An 18,730-nucleotide genomic window follows, 5' to 3' on the forward strand; every position below is an offset into this window, starting at 1 on the left:
ACTCCACCACCATGCTGCTTGGTGTGTATTTCAATGTCGGGATCAATAGTTACATCATCGACGCCATCATTGGCTTGTCGGTCGTCTACAAGGCGCTCGACAACATGGGCGCATACCAGCGCTGGCTTGGGTTTCAGCCCAATACCAAAGTGGCGACATTGATTTTCGGATTTTTCCACGGCTTTGGCCTGTCTACAAAGATCATTGAATACAACATCTCACCCGACGGCCTAGTTCCTAATCTGCTCGCCTTCAATGTTGGCGTGGAGATTGGGCAACTGCTGGCGCTTGGTGCAATCCTCATCGCCATGAGCTATTGGCGTCGCACAGAGAGCTTCTGGCGTCACGCCTACACGGCCAACGTCGTCATGATGAGCGCAGGCTTCATCCTGATGGGCTATCAAATTACCGGCTATATCGTTTCGTAAAGGATTCAGTATGTACAACATCGACCTTCCACGTCGCGCAGAGTTGCCGACTTCCGAACAACTCAAGCGCTCCACCATTATTGCGGCTATCGCTGCCTTGGTCATTCTTGTGACCGTAGTACTCCCATCCGAATATGCGATCGATCCCACGCGAATTGGCCGTGTATTGGGCCTAACGGAAATGGGTGAAATTAAGACGCAACTTGCAGCCGAATCAGTTGCTGACGCGGCTGCCGATACCGCCGCCAGAGAGGGTGCGCAACAGCCGCCTGCGCCCGTCGCTGCATCAAACGCCACTCCTACGGTCAGCCAGGCACCGCAGCCGCCCGCCCCTGTTGCTCAAGCTTCGGGAGCACCATCCAATACACAAGCCAGCGCGGCACCGGCTCAAACCGGCAGATCCGACGAAATGAGTATCACTCTGAAGCCGGGACAAGGGGCTGAGATCAAGCTAGTTATGGCGGCTGGAGCGAAAGCCAACTTTTCCTGGACGGCCAATGGTGCTGTGGTGAACTATGACACGCATGGCGATGGTGGCGGGCGCTCTATTTCCTATGAAAAAGGCCGGGGTGTAGCGAGTGATGAAGGAGTGTTAGACGCAGCATTTGACGGGAACCACGGTTGGTTCTGGCGCAACCGAACTGAATCAGACGTTACGGTCACTCTTCGAACAAATGGGGACTACGCCGAACTCAAGCGCGTAGGGTAGTTTTTTGCTTTGATCTTCTTTGTTTGGCCTTGATCCGTAATTGCGCATGAAAGGAAATCACTCCTTTCATGCGCAGTGGCCACGCAAATTGTCGTGCTCGATGCCCGTTTTTCTCGATGCGGTCATCCCGGCTATCGAGATACTCGAAGGGCCGCAATGGGCCGTTAGATGCTGCCCATTTATCCACAGAATCTGTGGATAAGCGTGTGTAAACCCATCCTCCCTCACCTCAAGAGGCAGCACTGACGGGGATTAGCACCCTGCTGGCCAATCTGTTACCACCACCTTCTCCCGGAGCACCCCATGATCTCGCACAGCCAGATCTATCGGGCCCGTGCGGCCCTTGCCACTCATTACTACGCCGATCAGGCCGATGACTACTACAGCCGTGACGGCAGCGCCGCCACTTGGCAAGGAGAAGGTGCACGGCGTCTGCGTGCGGCCGGTGAAATTGACCCGGCACGTTTCAAAGCCATGCTGCAGGGCGACTTTGGTCGTGGCATCATGGCGGGCCGATCAATCCGAAAGGATGCAAGGGCTCGCGCCGCCCTTGATCTCACCTTCGGAGCACCCAAAAGTATCACTCTGCAAGCCTTGATCGGCGGCGACGAGCGCCTGATTCACGCGAATGATAAAGCGGTCGCTGCTGCTCTTGCTTATGTCGAGCAGCATCTGACCATGGGCCGTCACAAAGAAAATGGCAAGTCACGCGTAGAACACACGGGCAACCTCATCATTGCCAAATTCCGCCACGAGACAGCACGCCCTACGGAAGGCGCTGCCCCCGACCCGCACCTACACATCCACGCCCTGCTGATGAATCTGACCCAGCGGGCCGACGGCAGTTGGGTGGCCTTGTCCAATGAAGAGATCTTCAAACTGCTGCGCGTGACGGATTCGATTTACCAGGCAGAGCTGGAACGCAATGTCCGGGCCCTCGGATACGCGGTCCGCCATGAAAAGAACCATATCGAACTGGCCCACATCAGCCGTGGGCAGATCGAGTTTTTCAGTAAACGCAGCGCCGGCATCACGGCTGAACTGTCTGCACGCGGCACCAGTCGTAAAGAAGCCCCTCACGCCCTGCGCCAAGGCATCACCCTGGCCCACCGCCAGGCGAAGGCTCAGGAGCTCAGTCGCACGGAATTGCATCGGCAATGGCGTGATGCCGCTACAACTATCGGGATGCAGTTTGCCCACGCCAGGCAACAAGCGAATATCCAGCCGACACAGGAATTGGAGCAACCATCTGACCTGGTGGCTCAAGCCTCACTGAACTGGGCGATCCAACATCTGGCCGAAAGGGAATCCGTCATGCCTCTGGCGGATTTACTACAAAACGGCGTTCGCCATGCCGGTGGCCATACGAACGTCACAGCCATTCAGACAGCGATTCAGGGCTGTGTGGAGTCCGGCGCACTGATCCGAGAAGCACCGCACTACTGCAGCACCCAGGACAGGCTGGCCCTTCCCATGACCCGCGAAGGATGGGCCACAGAGGTCATACGCCTACGCGGCCTGCCGCGGGACATCGCCCTGAAACTAGTTGACCAGGCCATTGCCGAGGGACGCCTGTTGATGGAAAGCCCACGCTATGCGACCCGAAAGGCTTTTGAAGCCGAATCCAGGGTACTGGCCGCTGAGCAAACAGGTCGCAATGCCTGGCAGTCCACGATTGCAGACACCAGTGCCGAAAGCAGCTTGGACACACGCCTGACACCAGGCCAGCGAGAAGCCGTCATGCTAATCACCACCGGCCCCGATCAAGTCGCCGGTATCCAGGGCCTGGCTGGCACCGGCAAATCCTTCGCTCTGCAAAGCGCCCAGGCCATCCTCCGACAGCAGGGACACACCATGACGGCCCTGGCTCCTTACGGCGGAATGGTTCGCAACCTGCGCAAAGATGGAATACCGGCCAACACGATTGCATCAGTGCTTGCAGCTTCCGACAAACGCCCCTTCATCAACACCCTAGGACCGAAAACCATCGTAGTGATTGACGAAGCCGGAGTCGTGCCGGTGCGGCAGATGGATAAGCTGCTGGCCCTCATTCAGCCGACAGGCGCAAAAGTCGTGTTGCTGGGCGACACCGCCCAGACCAAGGCCATTGAGGCAGGCCGCGCGTTTGCCATGCTGCAGGAAAACGGCATGAAAACCGTACTGATGGCAGACATCCAGCGCCAACGCTCTGAACGGCTGCGCCAAGCGGTGCAGTTGGCCGCCGAAGGCCAAGCGAGCCGATCCCTACCGCTCCTAGATCAGGTGCTCACCATCCCGGATCAGTTCACTGCCGACGAGCATGGCCACAAAAGCCGGGACAGTTCCGCCCGATATGAGGCCATTGCTCAATCCTATGTACAGCTTCCAGCGGCAGACCAGGCGGGCACCATCGTGGTGACCGGCACCAACACTTCTCGCGTAGCCATCAATGAACGGATCCACACTCTGCTCGGCCTGAAAGATAAAGGACGCCAATGCCAGCTACTGGCCCGCCATGACACCACCCGTGCAGAACGCAGCGTAGCGCGGTATTACACCGCGGGCGACATTGTCGTACCCGAGCGGGACTATCAGTGCGGCCTGAAACGCGGCGAGATGTACCGCGTGACCGGCAGCGCACGCCACGACCGCATTACCGTCGAACCGATCGAGTCCGGCTCGTCACCTACGCAACCCATGGAAATCATCCCGAAAACCATGAGCAAGCTCTCGGTCTATCACCTGAACCGAGCAGAACTGTCTGTAGGTGACCATGTCCGCATCACACGCAACGATGCCCATAATGACCTGGTCAACGGACAACTGGCGACGATCGCGACAATTGATGCAACCAGCGTCACCATCGAAACCGATGGTCGCCATGTGCAGTTGCCCATAGATCGACCACTGAACATGGACTATGCCTACACGACCACCGCACATAGCGCCCAAGGGCTGACCTGCGACCGAGTCCTTTATAACGCCGAAAGCTTCAGCCGCACGACTGCCCAGGACACTTACTATGTCAGTATCTCGCGCGAACGGCACGAGGTCATTGTGTTCACAGACGATGCGAAAAAACTGCCTGAACGGGTGGACCAGCTGACGTACAAGGGGCTGGCACATGACCTGCAGCCGGTGGCTGCCAATGAGCTAGCGCACGGTCAGAACGAACTGGATCCCCTTCCTCTACACCCGGAATCTGAACTGGAAGTAGGATGAGCTAGTTTTGGTAGGCGTGTTGCAGCAGTCCTGTCACTACATAGCAGTCCGTATGCTGTCGCCGCGCTGCTCCCGTGCTGCCTTCATGCATTCAAAGCGCAGATGTGAAGCCGTCGATATGCAGTCATTATGTTGAGGGTATGGGCCGGCCACCGCGTCTACATGCAAAAGTGCCACAGTTGTGGCCCAATTTCTGCCCAAGACATCAATGCTTTACGTCACTTTGTCGACCTGTCTGTCCTACAGCAAGGGATATAACCGTTTACTCATAAACGATTGAAAAACAAGCGCTTTTCCTACCCCGTCAGGGGTGCGTCTTGTGTGGCACTTTTAAGGCCACAAATGAGCGACAGCGAATTTGGGGCTTTAAAAGTGCCAGCCAGATCGAAGATCTGGCAACGTCATCAGTCAGGGACCCATCGAAGATGGGACACCAACTTGCTCAATTGATATCCGAGACATGAGTTCTGTCACAATAAAGCATGTGCAATCGCTATGTGACACCGAGCCAGGCTGAAATTGAGAGGTTTTGGCATATTGGAAACTGGAACGAGCCTCGATGGTGGGAGGCCGCCGTTCACCCTCGTGCTGTCGGCCCATTTGTCCGAGCGCACGATATCGGGCGTGAGCTGGTAGTTGGCCAATGGGCGCTTATCCCACACTTTGCCAAGTCGGCGAAGCTGACATATCAGACGAATAACGCTCGTTCAGAAGAATTGGCCAGCAAGGCAAGCTATCGCCAACCCTGGCAGCGCGGCCAGCGCTGTATTATCCCGGCGATGTCTTTCGACGAGCCTTGCTGGGAAACCGGCCGCAATATGTGGTGGCAATTCCAGCGGTCAGACGGTGCCCCTTGGGGCCTGGCCGGTCTATGGAATACCTGGACCGATCCGGCAACGGGCAAAGTTCTGGAAAGCTACACGATGCTCACAGAACATCCCTTGATGCGTCGGATGCACAAGCCTGACCCGAAGAAGCCACCTACTGCCCAAGACAAGCGCTCAGTCATTCCAATCGAAGTGAATGATGTCGATTGTTCGCTGACAGGCTCAGTTGAGGAGGCTAGCAGCCTCTTGCGCTTGGCACCGGAAGATATTTTCGATGCCAAGCCCTTCGAGGTGTCTTCGCTGGGCGGTACCAACGCCATCATCCAACAGGCTCTGTGGTAGCTACTCCGACATTTTTAACAATAGCTTTACCGTCTGAGACAATGTCAGCCCGTCTGCCCAGGCAGACGCCAACACGTCATTACCCTGTAATTCTTGTGCTTCTATCATCGCCTGAGCATCTGACCATGTCATGTCGCTCTGCTCACTGAGCAAATCATATACAGCGCTTTCCCAATCGTTTCTTGGTTCGGATGGCATCCTGTTCTCCCGTCTTAATGGATGCCCCAGCTAAAGCCGGGGCAGACCTTCTTACATGCACAGCCAGCTGCGTCCCGCACCTGCCAGATTGAACGGTATATCATCCGCCACGACAGCACCGCCACTCGTGGGGGCAGGAGCAGCAGCGGCCTTACGCGCTGCTAGCTTAGCTGACGACGCCTGGCCATCTGCACCACGGCCCCCGAGCATCTGCATTTGCTCAGCGACGATCTCGGTGCTGTAACGGTCAGCACCTGTTTCCTTACCCTGCCATTTTCTAGTCTTCAAGCGCCCTTCTACATAGACCGCACTACCCTGGTGCAAGTATTCTCCGGCAATTTCTGCCAAGCGGTTGTAGAACACAATCCGATGCCATTCGGTTTCTTCCCGTTTCTCGCCTGTCGCCTTGTCTTTCCAGCTTGTCGATGTGGCAACGGAAATGGTGCAGATCCCGGCTCCATCCGCGCTATAGCGAATCTCTGGATCGCGGCCCAAGTTGCCGATAATGATCACTTTGTTGACTGATGCCATGTTGTTGCTCCTGGTAGTGGTTCGGCGTAATCTCGCCGACAAATTGCCCCGGCCGATAAAGCGGCCTGGGGCTTCGGTTTAGTTATCGGTCGAGCCGTTCAAAAGCTGCATGACGGCTTTTGCCTCCCATATGGCGGCGTTGTTCAGTTGACGCACCCACGCTCCACGGGTTGGGCTCCACCGAAAACCATGGCGTTTTAGAATCTCGCGGGTGGCTTTTTCCGGTTTACCTTCGAACATAAACATCACACGGTTCTCGTCCACGTCCTCAGCGTATACATACCCCGTCCCCTGTATGCTGACCGGCTCGCGCTCCTGGTTGGCCTGTAATTGTTTGATCCGCTGCTGAATACGGCGAATGTTCACGTTATTGTTGGTCAAGGCATAAGAAGGGAAGCCTAAGCGCCCGGCATAGTCATGTGCGATCAGCTTCTGCGCGCTTTCATCCGAGAATCCAAGCTCAAGAAAAGCACGCCGTTGACCCTCTGAATCGCCCTTATGCTTACGGATCACCTGATTGATTTTTTTCATGCGTTCCTGATTCGCTGTGAGTTGCTCTACCTGGCGCATGAGTTTTGCTATTGCTTCCGGGTCATCGCTGGATACTCCCCCATCGCCTACAGCAGCCGCCTTCTTCACATAGTGGTCAGCCTTCTTTTGCAGATCAAAAGCCTTGCCAAACGTGTTATGTATCCGCTGCCGGTAGTTGCGGTCCCGGCCTTCGCTGTGGTGGCCAACTAGAATCGGCTGTCCGAATGGAATCGCTTCACCCATTTGCTTTGCCCGGTCGTAGGTGGTTGCAGCCTGTGCCTCGGCCTGAGCCGCCCTAGCCTCTAGCTTGGCCTTACGATCTGCCTGTTTTGCTTCGTAATGGTTCATGTCGCTTTCCTTCAAAAGTGCGCGGTGGCGCGGTAGTGATTTCATTGCTGACCGGGCCTGAAGATTCTTGAGCCCGTTTGTAGATTTGTGCTGCCGGGTTGTGTGCTGTCCCCATCGAGTTTTGCCGCCAGTCCTGTGAGTTCCATCGCCCTTGCCGTGCTGAATCACGCAATGACTAGCGGAAAGGAGGAAGATTTGTAAAAGTCGCTTAGCGGGTTTTATGAACGCCCCTTGAAGCGCCGGAACGTAGTGATACAGTCGGCGTTTTAGGGCGATGGAACTCTCAGGAACAGGCTTGCGGTGTCGCAGCGCGCAACCTGGCAGCAGCCCGCGCGGCGAGCGCCACCATCACCGAGCCGGTGATCTAAATTGAAGGCAGTTACGCAGCTGTATCCAGCTTGCATCGGCAAGCCGCTATGTCCGGCACACCGGGACGGGCCGCTTTTGTTGAGAAGAAGGAAAGCGGATAACTACTTGTGCGATAGCACAAGTCCAACCTGCGCCGCAGCGCGCGGCGTCTACCTGTGCAGGCGGGCTCTCACCCGCCCAGCCCCAGGTTTACACCTGACCTCGTTCCGCTAACGAAGTCGTGTTTTGCCCTGTAACGATGATGTGATCCAGCAAACGGACATCAACCAGCGCCAATGCATGTTTTAAATGCCGCGTCAGTGCCAGATCGGCTTCGCTGGGTTCAGGTATTCCGCTGGGGTGGTTATGCGACATGATGATTGCCGCAGCATCCAGGCGCAGCGCTGTTTTTACGATTTCGCGCGGGTATACGCTGGCCTGCGTCAACGTGCCATGGCTCATTTCCATGTAACGGATCACCTTAAACTGGCTATTCAAGTACAGCACAGCAGCGACCTCGTGCCCCATACCCGACAATTTAGCCTGAAAATACCGTTTGACGGCGTTCGGGTTCCCCATGTCAGCCCGATCACCGATCAAGCTTTCGGCAGCGACGCGCGCGGCGGCCAATACGTGCGAATCGGTCGCGGCACGATATCGGCCGGATGGACTGCGCACATAAAGCGTCTGCCCTGCGTTCATGTTGTCATAGCCCAAAGCTGCATTGTGGTTAACGTGTTCCATCGTCCTATCCCTTCAAAAGCCAGTTTGTTTTCCTGCTGACCGGGGCCGAAGATTTCGAGCCTGATCGTAGGTTTTCGGCGTTCGCAGTAATACGGTTCCTGCGGTGTTGCCGCCGTTGCCGTGAGTTCGTCGCCTTGCCGTGCTGAACCGCTGGCAGGGGCTGGTGAACAGGAACGTGGAATATATGGAGGGGACCCGCATGGCGGGGAGGAAGCCGTTTATGCCGCGAAAGCCAGGGCAGCGGCAACAGATGGCGGTACAGTCGGCGTTTTGGGCGGCGCAGTCATGGCAGCGGTAACGACGGCCCGATATGCACTGATTGCGAATGCTGGCCCGCGCGGCGAGCGCCACCATCGCCCGGTGGGCGATCTAACTTGACGCTGTGTTATTGGCTAATCAGTTCTAGTAATCACGTTTGTGATTGAAATAGCGAATCCAACATAACTTCAACCTGCGTGACTTTGCCACGTTAACGTGATCGCCTCACGGTATCGCTACGTCCATAAAACGGTCGCTTGCTACCAGCAATGCTTCATCCACTGGGAATATTCGGCATTTGCATACGTTCTGTGAAGGGATGTTAAGCCTCTCCTTGGCTACGGTTTGTGTCGCTTGCTACTTGCAAACAATTCGATCTTACGGGTTGGGCCGGAGACTATAAGTAGGTCGCCGGGTTGGACCTTCGTGCTTGGCGTTGCGTGTTGAAAGTCCTCGTTAGCACGTTTGACGCCTACAACTGTGATGCCAAACTTCTCACGCACCTTGGATTCGAAAAGAGCATGGTCGTGCGTGGCAGCAGGGGCATGGATCTTGGCAATGGCGAATCCATCGTCAAATTCGATGAAATCCATCATGCGGCCAGTAATTTGATGTGCAACCCGCTCGCCCATATCTGCTTCCGGATAGACGACATGGTGAGCTCCGATGCGTTGGGCAATCTGTCCATGCTCAGGCGTCGTCGCCTTGACCCAAATATCCTTGATACCCAACTCCGTAAGCGCCATGATGGTCATCAGGTTAGCCGCGAGGTCCGAGCCAATGCCTACAATTGCATGGGCGAAATCAGCAACTCCCAGTTGTCGCAAGACCTGTGCGTTGGTCGAGTTCGCTTGAATGGTATGAGTGAGCTCCTCTGCCCAGTGCCGGACGGGCTCAGGGTCCAGGTCTATCCCCATAACATCGTGCCCCAGCCTCATTAGAGATTGGGCGACTGAACCTCCAAACCGACCCAGGCCCACTACAACGACACTGTCGCCCTTCGAGAAAGAAAACTGTTCTGTGAATAATCTAGCCAACAATTGGATGCTCCTCGGGAAAGCGATAGGGCATACGTCGCTCACCCAGTATTAACGACGCAGCGAGAGTGATAGTCCCTACCCGACCGAAGTACATCAGCGCAGTCAGCACGAGCTGTGCAGACTCGGGCAGATCGGCGGTAATTCCGGTGGAAAGTCCGACAGTACCGAATGCAGAGATGACCTCAAAGATAACTTGATCTGTCGGAAAGTCGGTGCTGCGTAAGATTACGAGCGTCCCCATTACAACTAGGGCGCTTCCCAGTACGAACACTGTAATGGCCTGCCTTTGGGCCGACGGGCCGACTCTGCGACCAAACGCTTCACTGTCGCTGTGCCCTTTAAGTTCCGCAATGACGAGCAAGGCGAGAATCACTGCGGTCCCTACCTTGACGCCGCCCGCAGTACCGGCACTGCCACCGCCAATGAACATCAAGAAGTAATGTAGCGCCCAACTCTCGGGAGTCATCGCGCCGATGTCGATCGAGTTAAAGCCTGCGGTGCGCGACGATACCGAGGCAAACGCAGCTGAGAGTAGCTTGTCTGACATTGACATTGTCGCAAACGTTTTGGGATTGCCCCATTCAAAAAACAACACCGCAACAAATCCGATGATGAGCAGCAATCCTGTTCCCGTCAACGTAAGCTTAGTGTGCAGCGACCAATGGCGAGGATCTTTGGCTTTGACTCGCAAGTCTTGGAGAACTGGAAAGCCGATGCCTCCCACGATGATCGCCATCATAATCGGCAGCAAAATGAACGCATCGCTGGCATACCGCATGAGGCTGTCGGCGTGAATAGAAAAGCCCGCATTATTGAACGCAGAGATCGCATGGAAAAGGCCGCTCCAAGCGGCCTCACGCCATGGCATGTCGTATGCAAAATACATACGAAGAGTTAAGAAAGCCGCGATGATAAGTTCAGAGACAAGCGTCACTCCGAGCACCACCTTAGCTACGTTGGTGACATCTCCCAAGCCTAGGGAGTGGGTCTCGACCTGGGTAACGAGCCTGGTTCGAAGCCGCAAGGAACGGTTGACCATTAACCCCAGCAAAGTGGCCGCAGTCATCATCCCGAAACCGCCCACCTGACACAAAATCATGATGATGGACTGGCCGAAGGTAGACCAATAAGTACCTGTATCCACAACGACCAGGCCGGTCACGCAGACAGCGGATACGGCTGTAAAGAATGCTACGAGCCATGGTGCAGATTGGTTCCCAGCATGGGCCAGGGGCAACATTAGGAGAAGAGTACCAAATACAATCGCCAGCAGAAATCCTAAGGCTACTGCTCTAGTAGGATGGAGCAAGGATGTCATGTGGCTGAAGCTTTTTTATTGTCCATTCTTACGGCTGCGAGGCGCTGTATCGCATTGACGCCTTTATAACGCAAATTTCCCCACATCACATGTTCACGGGAAAAATTGTATGGCTTTTTCAATGATGTCTGTAAAACGGTCGCTTGATGGCCTGCCTGAGGCGCTAACCAGCAGCATCAAGACCTGACCCAGATCGACCCACCCTAGCGACGCATCGAGCAGTGTTGTCCTGTCAAGCGTCTCACCTTGGCCAGAATCACATCAATGGTATATTTTCTGATTGCCAAAAGGTTATCAATTGATGCGACAGCTTCATGAGTAGTGCAAACATGCTAAACGATGCCGGAAAATCTGCACGATCTCCGGGTGCGGCTATTCTGTTGGGCGCATTAGGCGTTGTCTATGGCGACATCGGGACGAGCCCGTTGTACGCTATGAAAGTGTCGCTTTCAGGATTTGCCACTCTTAATCCAGAACATGTGTTGGGCGTGCTCTCGCTCTTGTTCTGGCTGCTTATGATCGTTGTCTCGCTCAAATATGTCATCTGCGTTTTACAGGCAGACAACCGTGGCGAAGGCGGTATTTTGGCTCTGATGGAGCTAGCCATCCGGGGAATGCCGAAAGGTAAAAAGTGGATCTTCACCATTTTTGGCCTTATTGGCGCTTCTCTCTTCTATGGCGACAGCGTAATTACACCAGCCATTTCGGTGTTGTCGGCTCTTGAAGGCATCAGTATCGTATCGCATCGCCTTGATGAATGGATTGTGCCCTTATCAATCGTCGTGCTGAGTGGCCTGTTTGCAATTCAATCTCGGGGCACCGGCGCAATGGGCAAACTCTTTGGCCCCATCATGTTGCTGTGGTTCTTAACTTTGGGCATATTAGGCGTTTGGCGCATTTCGCAGACTCCAGAAATCCTTCGCGCACTAAATCCACTTTGGGCCATCTCCTTTATTAGTGATGCGCCGTGGGAAGTGTTCTTATTGTTGGGTGCGATTGTGTTGGCCGTAACCGGCGCAGAAGCCTTGTACGTCGATATGGGTCACTTCGGACGTCCGGCGATACGCCGAGCATGGTTTGGTGTTGTCATGCCGGGCTTGGTTCTTTCGTATTTCGGGCAAGGGGCATTGCTTCTGGCAGACCCGACCGCCATTAGGAACCCCTTCTTCTTAATGGCTCCGTCATGGGGCCTTGTTCCCTTGGTAGTTTTGGCCACACTTGCCACCATCATTGCCTCACAAGCCGTCATTTCAGGGGCATTTTCCATCACGAGACAAGCCGTTCAACTCGGTTACTGGCCGCGCATGGTTATTCAACATACCTCGGCCAGCGAAGAAGGACAGATCTACCTACCGCGCGTAAACATATTATTGTTTATCGCCGTTCTGATACTCGTCGTCGGATTCGGCTCGTCGGATCGCCTCGCTCATGCGTATGGCTTTGCCGTCACCGGTACCATGCTCATGACATCACTGCTCGCTTTTCTGGTGCTCCCAAGAAATTCGACAGGTTCGAGACGAGCACTATGGTTTTCCCTCTTAAGCATTTTCCTGGTAATCGATGTGCTGCTGTTCTCGTCAAACGCTCTAAAGCTATTTGAAGGCGGCTGGCTGCCCTTGGGAATCGGGTTGAGCATACTGGCGCTGATGATCACTTGGAAACAAGGCCGAGATAAGCTGCATGAGGCTTTAACCGATGGTCAACAGCCTCTCAAAGAGTTCATGGTGTCACTTGAGGCGTATCCGCCAACACGTGTGCCGGGTACCGCCGTCTTTATGAGCATGATTGTTAACACCGTACCACCGGCGTTATTACATAATTTGAAGCACAACAAGGTGTTGCACGAGCAGGTCTTGTTCTTGACCGTACAAAGTGCGGGCATTCCTTATGTTCCGTCCGAAGAACAATGTCAGTTAGAGCGTTTGAGCGCGTCAAGTTGGCAAGCGACAGCGACGTGGGGTTTTAAACAAGACCCCCATGTGCCGCTGCTGCTGGAGCAAATGGCCAAAGAGCATCCAGAACTTAATCTCGAACCGTTGGAAGTTTCCTATTTTCTGTCAAGGCAAACGGTGTTAGTGGTGCGCAAGCTGTCGTTGGTGTCGCGCTGGCGGCGAACCTTGTTTGCATTTATGGCGCGCAATTCGAGCGCCAGCACACGATTCTTCAAAATTCCTCCCAACCGTGTGGTTGAGATGGGAATGCAACAAGAGATATAGCGGCACAGTAGCTCACAAGCGCCTTGACGGCGTTGCAATGAGCCAGCTGTTAACGGAATGCGTACATGAAGACTCAAGGATCGAAAGGCATACCGCCACGGACACCGACTCGATCTGACGGTGCCGCTTATTTTGGCAAGCCGGAATCGCGATTTCGCGATCGCTTGTTCGTGATTATCTTTGAAGCCGATACGCGATCCGGCCGATGGTTCGATTTCGCGCTGATCGCGGCCATATTGTTAAGTGTGGCAGTAGTGATGCTTGATAGCATTGCGTCGATAAATAGCCGTCATGGCGCAGCTCTGCGGGCTTTCGAGTGGTTCTTTACGCTGGCGTTCACGGTCGAGTATCTCGCCCGGCTAGCATGCGTGAAGCATCCGCTGAGATACGCAAGAAGCTTTTACGGGATAGTGGACCTTCTTGCGATCCTGCCCAGTTATGCTGCGTTTTTCGTCCCAGAACTACATGCCCTCTTCGACCTACGCCTGTTGCGATTGCTGCGTATTTTCCGGCTTTTGAAGCTCGCCGCGTATGTAGAAGAGTATTCAATGCTAGGTAGCGCATTACTGGCGAGCAAGCGCAAAATTGTCATCTTTCTGTCAGTTGTTGCGATAATCGTCATTGTTAATGGCACGTTGCTTTATGTCATTGAGGGTGGCCCGGGATCTGCCTTCAGTAGCATTCCGACTTCCGTCTATTTTGCCATCACAGCGGTCACGACCGTGGGCTTCGGAGACATAACGCCACAGACCGACCTTGGAAGGGCCATCACCTCAATCAGCATGCTTGTCGGCTGGAGCATTCTGGCTGTCCCAACCGGAATTATCAGTTCAGAAATGACCAGCCAACGATTCCTTGCCCGCCCGAATACCCGTACCTGTCCGGACTGCCTTACGACCGGGTTGGATGAAACAGCAAAGTTTTGCCGCAATTGCGGCACGAAGCTTCCCCCGTTCGCGCAAGACGTCAAGTAGATCACAACGCAACCGGTTATTCCTCTCAATCGCCTCATCGGTGTCCATCCCTTTCGAACAAGCCGAATGTGACTTCTGAAGTGCACGGGGACTTGTAGAAGCTCCGGCATCTGGAAAATGGAGCTTGACGAAGAGCGAATAAGCTTTTCCCCACGATTCTGTAATGATCGTCACCCCATAGCGGTCGGCCATAGCCTGAAAAGGATCGATTGGAGGCAGTTATGGCCGCTCGCTATCCCGTCTCTAATCGGGAAGCTTCGAAGGCGACCATGTGCTCGCGTCGGGTCTGCTCCGGCTGCCCGTATTCGCTCCAGCTTTCGACCGGCACTTTGAGCTGTGACGCCACGATGCGCAGCAAGGGCGGAAATGGCGGCTCATTAGCGCCCAGGATGACGCCGAGGAATCGCAGGTAGCAAAGCTGAACAGCGAAGCCCAGCCGATTCGCAGGTCCGCGCCGCTGATGGATCACCGACAGATCGGTTTCGCTGAACGTGTAGTACCGGATCAGATCGTCTTTGGCATCGGGCAATGCCAACAGGTTTTCGCGCTCCGTGGCGGACAGAATGGAACGACGCGGCATGCTCAGGACTCGCGCAGGTACTGATACAAGGTTTCGCGGCTGATGCCGAAGTCGCGGGCGATCAGGGCCTTTTGCTCACCCGCCGCAACACGCCGCTTCAGTTCGGCAATCTGCTCATCGTTCAATGACTTCTTGCGGCCCCGGTACGCACCCCGCTGCCGGGCGAGCGAGATCCCTTCACGCTGTCGCTCGCGGATCAAGGCTCGCTCGAACTCGGCAAACGCGCCCATCACCGACAGCATCAAATTTGCCATCGGCGAGTCTTCGCCGGTGAAGGCCAGGCTTTCCTTTACGAATTCGATGCGCACGCCGCGCTTCGTCAGACCCTGCACGATGCGCCGCAAGTCATCCAGGTTGCGTGCCAGCCGATCCATGCTGTGCACCACTACGGTGTCGCCTTCGCGCACGAAAGCAAGCAGCCTTTCCAGCTCGGGACGCTGGGTGTCCTTGCCGGACGCCTTGTCGGTGAACACCCGCGCCACCTGAACTCCCTCCAATTGCCGTTCCGGGTTTGGGTCGAAGCTGCTGACGCGAACGTAGCCGATGCGTTGACCGTACAAAGTGCCTCCAAGGGGTAATGTGTCAGAGTGAAATCTATTACTCTTGACTGATTGTGTCAATAAATTGAATTGTCGACTCTATTCTGACGGTGCTTACCGGCAACATCTGACATCAGGATAGGGTATAGCTCAAATTGACGTTGATACACCAAATTCAGTGACCCTCGATCATTTCCCCAAACAGTTCCTTGACCTTTGCCCGGGCCTCTGCAAGCGCAATCCGGCCTTGTTCGGTGATCGCGTAGACACGCCGTTCCCTCCGCCCGGTGCGCTCGTGGTGTGAGGTCAAGTAGCCTTTTTTCTCCAGCCCGTGCAGCATTGGGTATAGAGTTCCGGCACTCAGTTCGTAGCCATGACGTCGTAGCTCTTCGATGATGCCAAGGCCGAAGATGGGTTCCTCGGAGGCATGGTGCAGGATGTGCAGACGAATCAGGCCGCCGTAAAGATCTTTGTCAGTCATTCGTGCCTCACAACGCGACACTCAGCAGCCACCCCGCTGCACCGCTGCCGACGACAACTAGCCACGGCGGAAGCTTCCAGAACATCAATGCGACAAGAGCAACCAGTGCCAAGCCGAAGTCTTGCGGCTGAAAGATGGCGTTAGTCCATACAGGGTGGTAGAGCGCAGCCAGCAGTAAGCCGACAACAGCAGCATTGACCCCGGCCAGCGCGGCTTGCGTACCCGTATTGCGGCGCAGACGCTCCCAAAATGGCATGGCTCCAACGACCAGCAAGAAAGAGGGCGCGAAGATAGCCAGCAGGCAAACAATGCCGCCTACCCAGCCCGAAGGCGCCGTGTTCATTGAGGCCCCAAGGAACGCGGCAAAAGTGAACAAAGGGCCGGGCACAGCTTGGGCCGCCCCGTATCCGGCGAGGAAAGATTCATTACTCACCCAGCCCGAGGGCACCACTTCGGCTTGCAGCAGTGGCAACACAACGTGCCCACCACCGAACACCAGCGACCCTACACGGTAGAAGGCGTCCACCACTGCCATCGTTTGACTTGGCAGCAGTTTTGCCAAGAGTGGTAGGCCAATCAGCAGGGCAAAAAATAGCGATAGCCAGAGCGCGCCGGCCCGGTGACTGACCGTGATAGGTAATGGGTCGTGCTCAACAGTTTGCGCGGGCTTGAACAATAGGCGGCCTGCGATGCCTGCGGCTGCAATGACACCGACCTGCCCCCACGCGGACGGTACAAGCAGGACCGCACAGGCGGCAATCGCCATGATGGTGACTCTCAGACTATCCGTGCACAGGTTGCGCGCCATGCCCCATACCGCTTGGGCGACCACGGCAACGGCGACCACTTTTAGGCCATGCAACATGCCAGGCGAGACGGAATCGCCATAGTTCGAAATACCCAGCGCGAACAAGATCAGTGCAATGGCCGAGGGCAGCGTGAAGCCCGCCCAAGCCGCCAATGCACCGCGGTATCCTGCCCGAGATAGTCCCAATGCTATGCCGACCTGGCTGCTTGCTGGCCCCGGCAGGAATTGGCAAAGTGCTACCAGATCGGCATAGCTGCGTTCAGACAGCCAGCGCCGCCGCGTGACGAACTCGGCGCGGAAGTAGCCCAAGTGCGCAATGGGGCCGCCGAAAGAGGTCAGCCCAAGGCGCAGAAAGATGAGAAATACAGACCATGGACTGCGGTCGTCGGCGTTGGCCATGCGTTCGCCTTTATTTGCAACAGACTCAAATACAATAATCGAAATACGATAACGAATTTCGATTATTGGTCAAAAGACGCATTCCTGCAACTCATCTTTTTCACCGACATCGTGCGATGCGCTCTATAGCGTGCTTTATTTTCCGTTTTCTGAGGCGAGCCCATACTGACGATAGCATGACGTTTGAATTACGACTTACGTTTACACACCAGACGGACCATTGCCAGCGCTGCGCCGAAACTTGTCGAAAGCGCGCCGAGACGTGCAGCCACATGGCCCAATGACTTAAGCTTGATAACGGCCTGGCACCGGCAGGCGGCAGAAGGAAAATTATAAGATGATTGGTCTAGCCCCTGAATGGCATCTAATAAATGGAGATGGCAAAACAGCGAACTATGAATATTTCGCTGTTTTGCTATTTACTTCACGCCTGTCCCAGATTTTGTCGATGATGATCCAGATGAAGACGAGTTGGAGTTGGCGACTGTGCAGTACGGCTACCATTGGTCATTCCCGATGACCCCGAGTTTCGGTTGCCATCCGAAGCTCCGCTCTTTGGTTTTTGGGTATCGTTTTGGTTCGAGGTGCCGCTTCTGTTCGTGTCCATCGTGCCGTTGCTGTTCGTGTCAGAAGTACCACTGGTATCGCCGTTGTTCGGCATAGTACCTGATCGTCCAGAGGCACCTCCCGACGAAGATTCGCCATTGTTCGTGGTACCGCTCATGTCGCCGGTATTACCGTTACCCGCACCTGTACCACTATTAGAACCGGAAGAACTGGACCCTATGCCGCTACCAGCCGTGCCCAAGCCGCCTGCGGCGCCAGTACTTTGGGCGTACACCGTTGGCGCTAAGCAAGAGGCAAGGAACACAATGCAATTGCAAGTAACTTTTTCATATCCTTCTCCTAATAGAAGATTCCGGTGGGTTAATTCTTCAGACTCAGTTTATTTTTGCGTTTTCACACAGACTCAGCCAGGAGCAGACAGCTGGGAATCCAACGTCCGGTGTGTCAGTTTTCCAGGAAACTCCGCAATGGTTGAGTTTGTCAGCGAACAAGCAGTATGGGCGCATGCACCGCCCGAACCACTGCCGTCGTGGTGCTTCCAACGATTAGAGTACGTAGGGGCGAATGGCCGTGAGCGCCCATGATGAGCATTGAACCGGGTCGATCTGCCATGTAGTCCGCGATAACTTTATCCGGCGCGCCGGGGAGAAGTGTCCAGTCGGCCTTTCGGCCATTTGCACCCACGGTCAGCAGAGCACGTTCCAACTCGGCGCGACGGGCCTCAGGCTCTTCGCCAGCCATTATTAGGTGAATTGGCATTCCGTCGAAGAGCGGCGAACTGGCTACATACTCCAACGCGCGGAGGATCGATTTGCCCCCATCGTAGGCAATCACGACGTTTTCCGGATGCAAAAATTGTTGCGGGGCGATAACGAGAGGCTTTTTACTGGCTCTCAATATGCGTTCAATTTTTGACCCTGTATGGGCGGTGGCGTACTCACTGGATGCTCCGCGTTTACCCATAATCACCAGTTCAGTTTCGGCTTCGCGTTCAAGAATCGTTTCGATGATGCCGCCATGTAAATGAACGAGCTCGATGTTCCCGTCGGCACCCGTCCGGACTCTAGCTTGGGCAGCGTCCAGTAGCGCACGGCCACTCTTTACAGCAAGTTTCCCCTGAGCTTCTTCAATGCGAGTCAACTCTTCCAGAAGCTCACTTTTCACACCCAGCCCAATAGCCCCGCTGTAGTCATGGCGGGACGCAACAGCGCTTTTGCGTTGCACTACGTGGAGTAATTCGATATCGGACTTTAAGCGTGATGCCAACCAAGCCGTGAGGTCACACACGGACATTGCATACGGGGACGCATCAACACATGCGAGGATCTTTGACATATCTCTTC

The 18,730-nt window shown here is 55.1% G+C and carries 16 protein-coding genes and 1 pseudogene; 7 read left to right on the forward strand and 10 right to left on the reverse strand.

Annotated features, from left to right (window positions below):
* From CR159_RS17180 to CR159_RS17195, 4 genes are all read left to right on the forward strand, one after another.
* On the forward strand, positions 1 to 428 hold a 428-nt coding region (locus tag CR159_RS17180; protein WP_143705475.1), incomplete at its 5' end, for a HupE/UreJ family protein.
* Positions 429 to 438: 10 nt separating this feature from the next.
* Complete coding sequence (locus CR159_RS17185; protein WP_102075197.1) at positions 439 to 1,137, forward strand: hypothetical protein; 699 nt, start codon at positions 439 to 441, stop codon at positions 1,135 to 1,137.
* A 303-nt stretch (positions 1,138 to 1,440) separates the two neighbouring features.
* Positions 1,441 to 4,338 (forward strand): MobF family relaxase, encoded by a 2,898-nt coding sequence (mobF, locus tag CR159_RS17190; RefSeq protein WP_102075198.1) that lies wholly within the window; start codon positions 1,441 to 1,443, stop codon positions 4,336 to 4,338.
* 482 nt (positions 4,339 to 4,820) lie between these two features.
* On the forward strand, positions 4,821 to 5,507 hold the full coding sequence (locus CR159_RS17195) for an SOS response-associated peptidase (protein ID WP_102075199.1): 687 nt from the start codon (positions 4,821 to 4,823) through the stop codon (positions 5,505 to 5,507).
* A gap of 249 nt (positions 5,508 to 5,756) precedes the next feature.
* Here CR159_RS17195 and ssb read toward each other — a convergent pair whose 3' ends face one another.
* From ssb to CR159_RS17225, 5 genes are all read right to left on the reverse strand, one after another.
* A complete protein-coding gene (ssb, locus tag CR159_RS17205) occupies positions 5,757 to 6,236 on the reverse strand; it encodes a single-stranded DNA-binding protein (RefSeq protein ID WP_102075201.1) in 480 nt (159 codons plus the stop codon).
* Positions 6,237 to 6,314: 78 nt separating this feature from the next.
* Positions 6,315 to 7,115 carry a DUF3560 domain-containing protein gene (locus CR159_RS17210; RefSeq protein WP_102075202.1) on the reverse strand — a complete coding sequence of 267 codons (801 nt, stop codon included), beginning with the start codon at positions 7,113 to 7,115 and terminating at the stop codon, positions 6,315 to 6,317.
* Between the two features lie 558 nt (positions 7,116 to 7,673).
* Positions 7,674 to 8,207, reverse strand: coding sequence for a JAB domain-containing protein (locus tag CR159_RS17215; RefSeq protein WP_102075203.1), 534 nt, complete (start codon positions 8,205 to 8,207; stop codon positions 7,674 to 7,676).
* Positions 8,208 to 8,803: 596 nt separating this feature from the next.
* Complete coding sequence (locus CR159_RS17220; protein WP_233208374.1) at positions 8,804 to 9,505, reverse strand: potassium channel family protein; 702 nt, start codon at positions 9,503 to 9,505, stop codon at positions 8,804 to 8,806.
* Positions 9,495 to 10,823, reverse strand: a complete 1,329-nt coding sequence (locus CR159_RS17225; RefSeq protein ID WP_102075204.1) for a TrkH family potassium uptake protein — start codon at positions 10,821 to 10,823, stop codon at positions 9,495 to 9,497. Before CR159_RS17225 ends, CR159_RS17220 begins: the two co-directional genes overlap by 11 nt.
* Before the next feature lie 314 nt (positions 10,824 to 11,137).
* Here CR159_RS17225 and CR159_RS17230 point away from each other — a divergent pair, with 314 nt between their 5' ends.
* Positions 11,138 to 13,039, forward strand: a complete 1,902-nt coding sequence (locus CR159_RS17230; protein ID WP_102075205.1) for a potassium transporter Kup — start codon at positions 11,138 to 11,140, stop codon at positions 13,037 to 13,039.
* A gap of 170 nt (positions 13,040 to 13,209) precedes the next feature.
* Positions 13,210 to 14,013 (forward strand): ion transporter, encoded by an 804-nt coding sequence (locus CR159_RS17235; protein ID WP_369406263.1) that lies wholly within the window; start codon positions 13,210 to 13,212, stop codon positions 14,011 to 14,013.
* A 268-nt stretch (positions 14,014 to 14,281) separates the two neighbouring features.
* Here the strand turns inward: CR159_RS17235 and CR159_RS17240 are convergent.
* The 4 genes and pseudogenes from CR159_RS17240 to chrA all read right to left on the reverse strand — a co-directional run.
* Positions 14,282 to 14,593 (reverse strand): annotated as a pseudogene (locus CR159_RS17240) (DUF4158 domain-containing protein); the annotation flags it as partial.
* A 2-nt stretch (positions 14,594 to 14,595) separates the two neighbouring features.
* On the reverse strand, positions 14,596 to 15,153 hold the full coding sequence (locus tag CR159_RS17245) for a recombinase family protein (protein ID WP_102075207.1): 558 nt from the start codon (positions 15,151 to 15,153) through the stop codon (positions 14,596 to 14,598).
* 154 nt (positions 15,154 to 15,307) lie between these two features.
* Positions 15,308 to 15,613 (reverse strand): PadR family transcriptional regulator, encoded by a 306-nt coding sequence (locus CR159_RS17250; RefSeq protein ID WP_102075208.1) that lies wholly within the window; start codon positions 15,611 to 15,613, stop codon positions 15,308 to 15,310.
* Positions 15,614 to 15,620: 7 nt separating this feature from the next.
* The gene (gene chrA / locus CR159_RS17255) at positions 15,621 to 16,820 is read right to left on the reverse strand and encodes a chromate efflux transporter (protein ID WP_102075209.1); all 1,200 of its coding nucleotides are present in this window, start codon (positions 16,818 to 16,820) and stop codon (positions 15,621 to 15,623) included.
* Between the two features lie 176 nt (positions 16,821 to 16,996).
* Between chrA and CR159_RS22355 the strand changes: the two genes are divergently transcribed.
* A complete protein-coding gene (locus CR159_RS22355) occupies positions 16,997 to 17,104 on the forward strand; it encodes a four-helix bundle copper-binding protein (RefSeq protein WP_500796519.1) in 108 nt (35 codons plus the stop codon).
* A 763-nt stretch (positions 17,105 to 17,867) separates the two neighbouring features.
* Here CR159_RS22355 and CR159_RS17260 read toward each other — a convergent pair.
* A complete protein-coding gene (locus CR159_RS17260; RefSeq protein WP_102075210.1) occupies positions 17,868 to 18,722 on the reverse strand; it encodes a universal stress protein in 855 nt (284 codons plus the stop codon).
* Positions 18,723 to 18,730: the final 8 nt, after the last annotated feature.

It is taken from the genome of Pollutimonas subterranea (assembly GCF_002849655.1).
Taxonomy (GTDB): Bacteria; Pseudomonadota; Gammaproteobacteria; order Burkholderiales; family Burkholderiaceae_B; genus Pollutimonas; species Pollutimonas subterranea.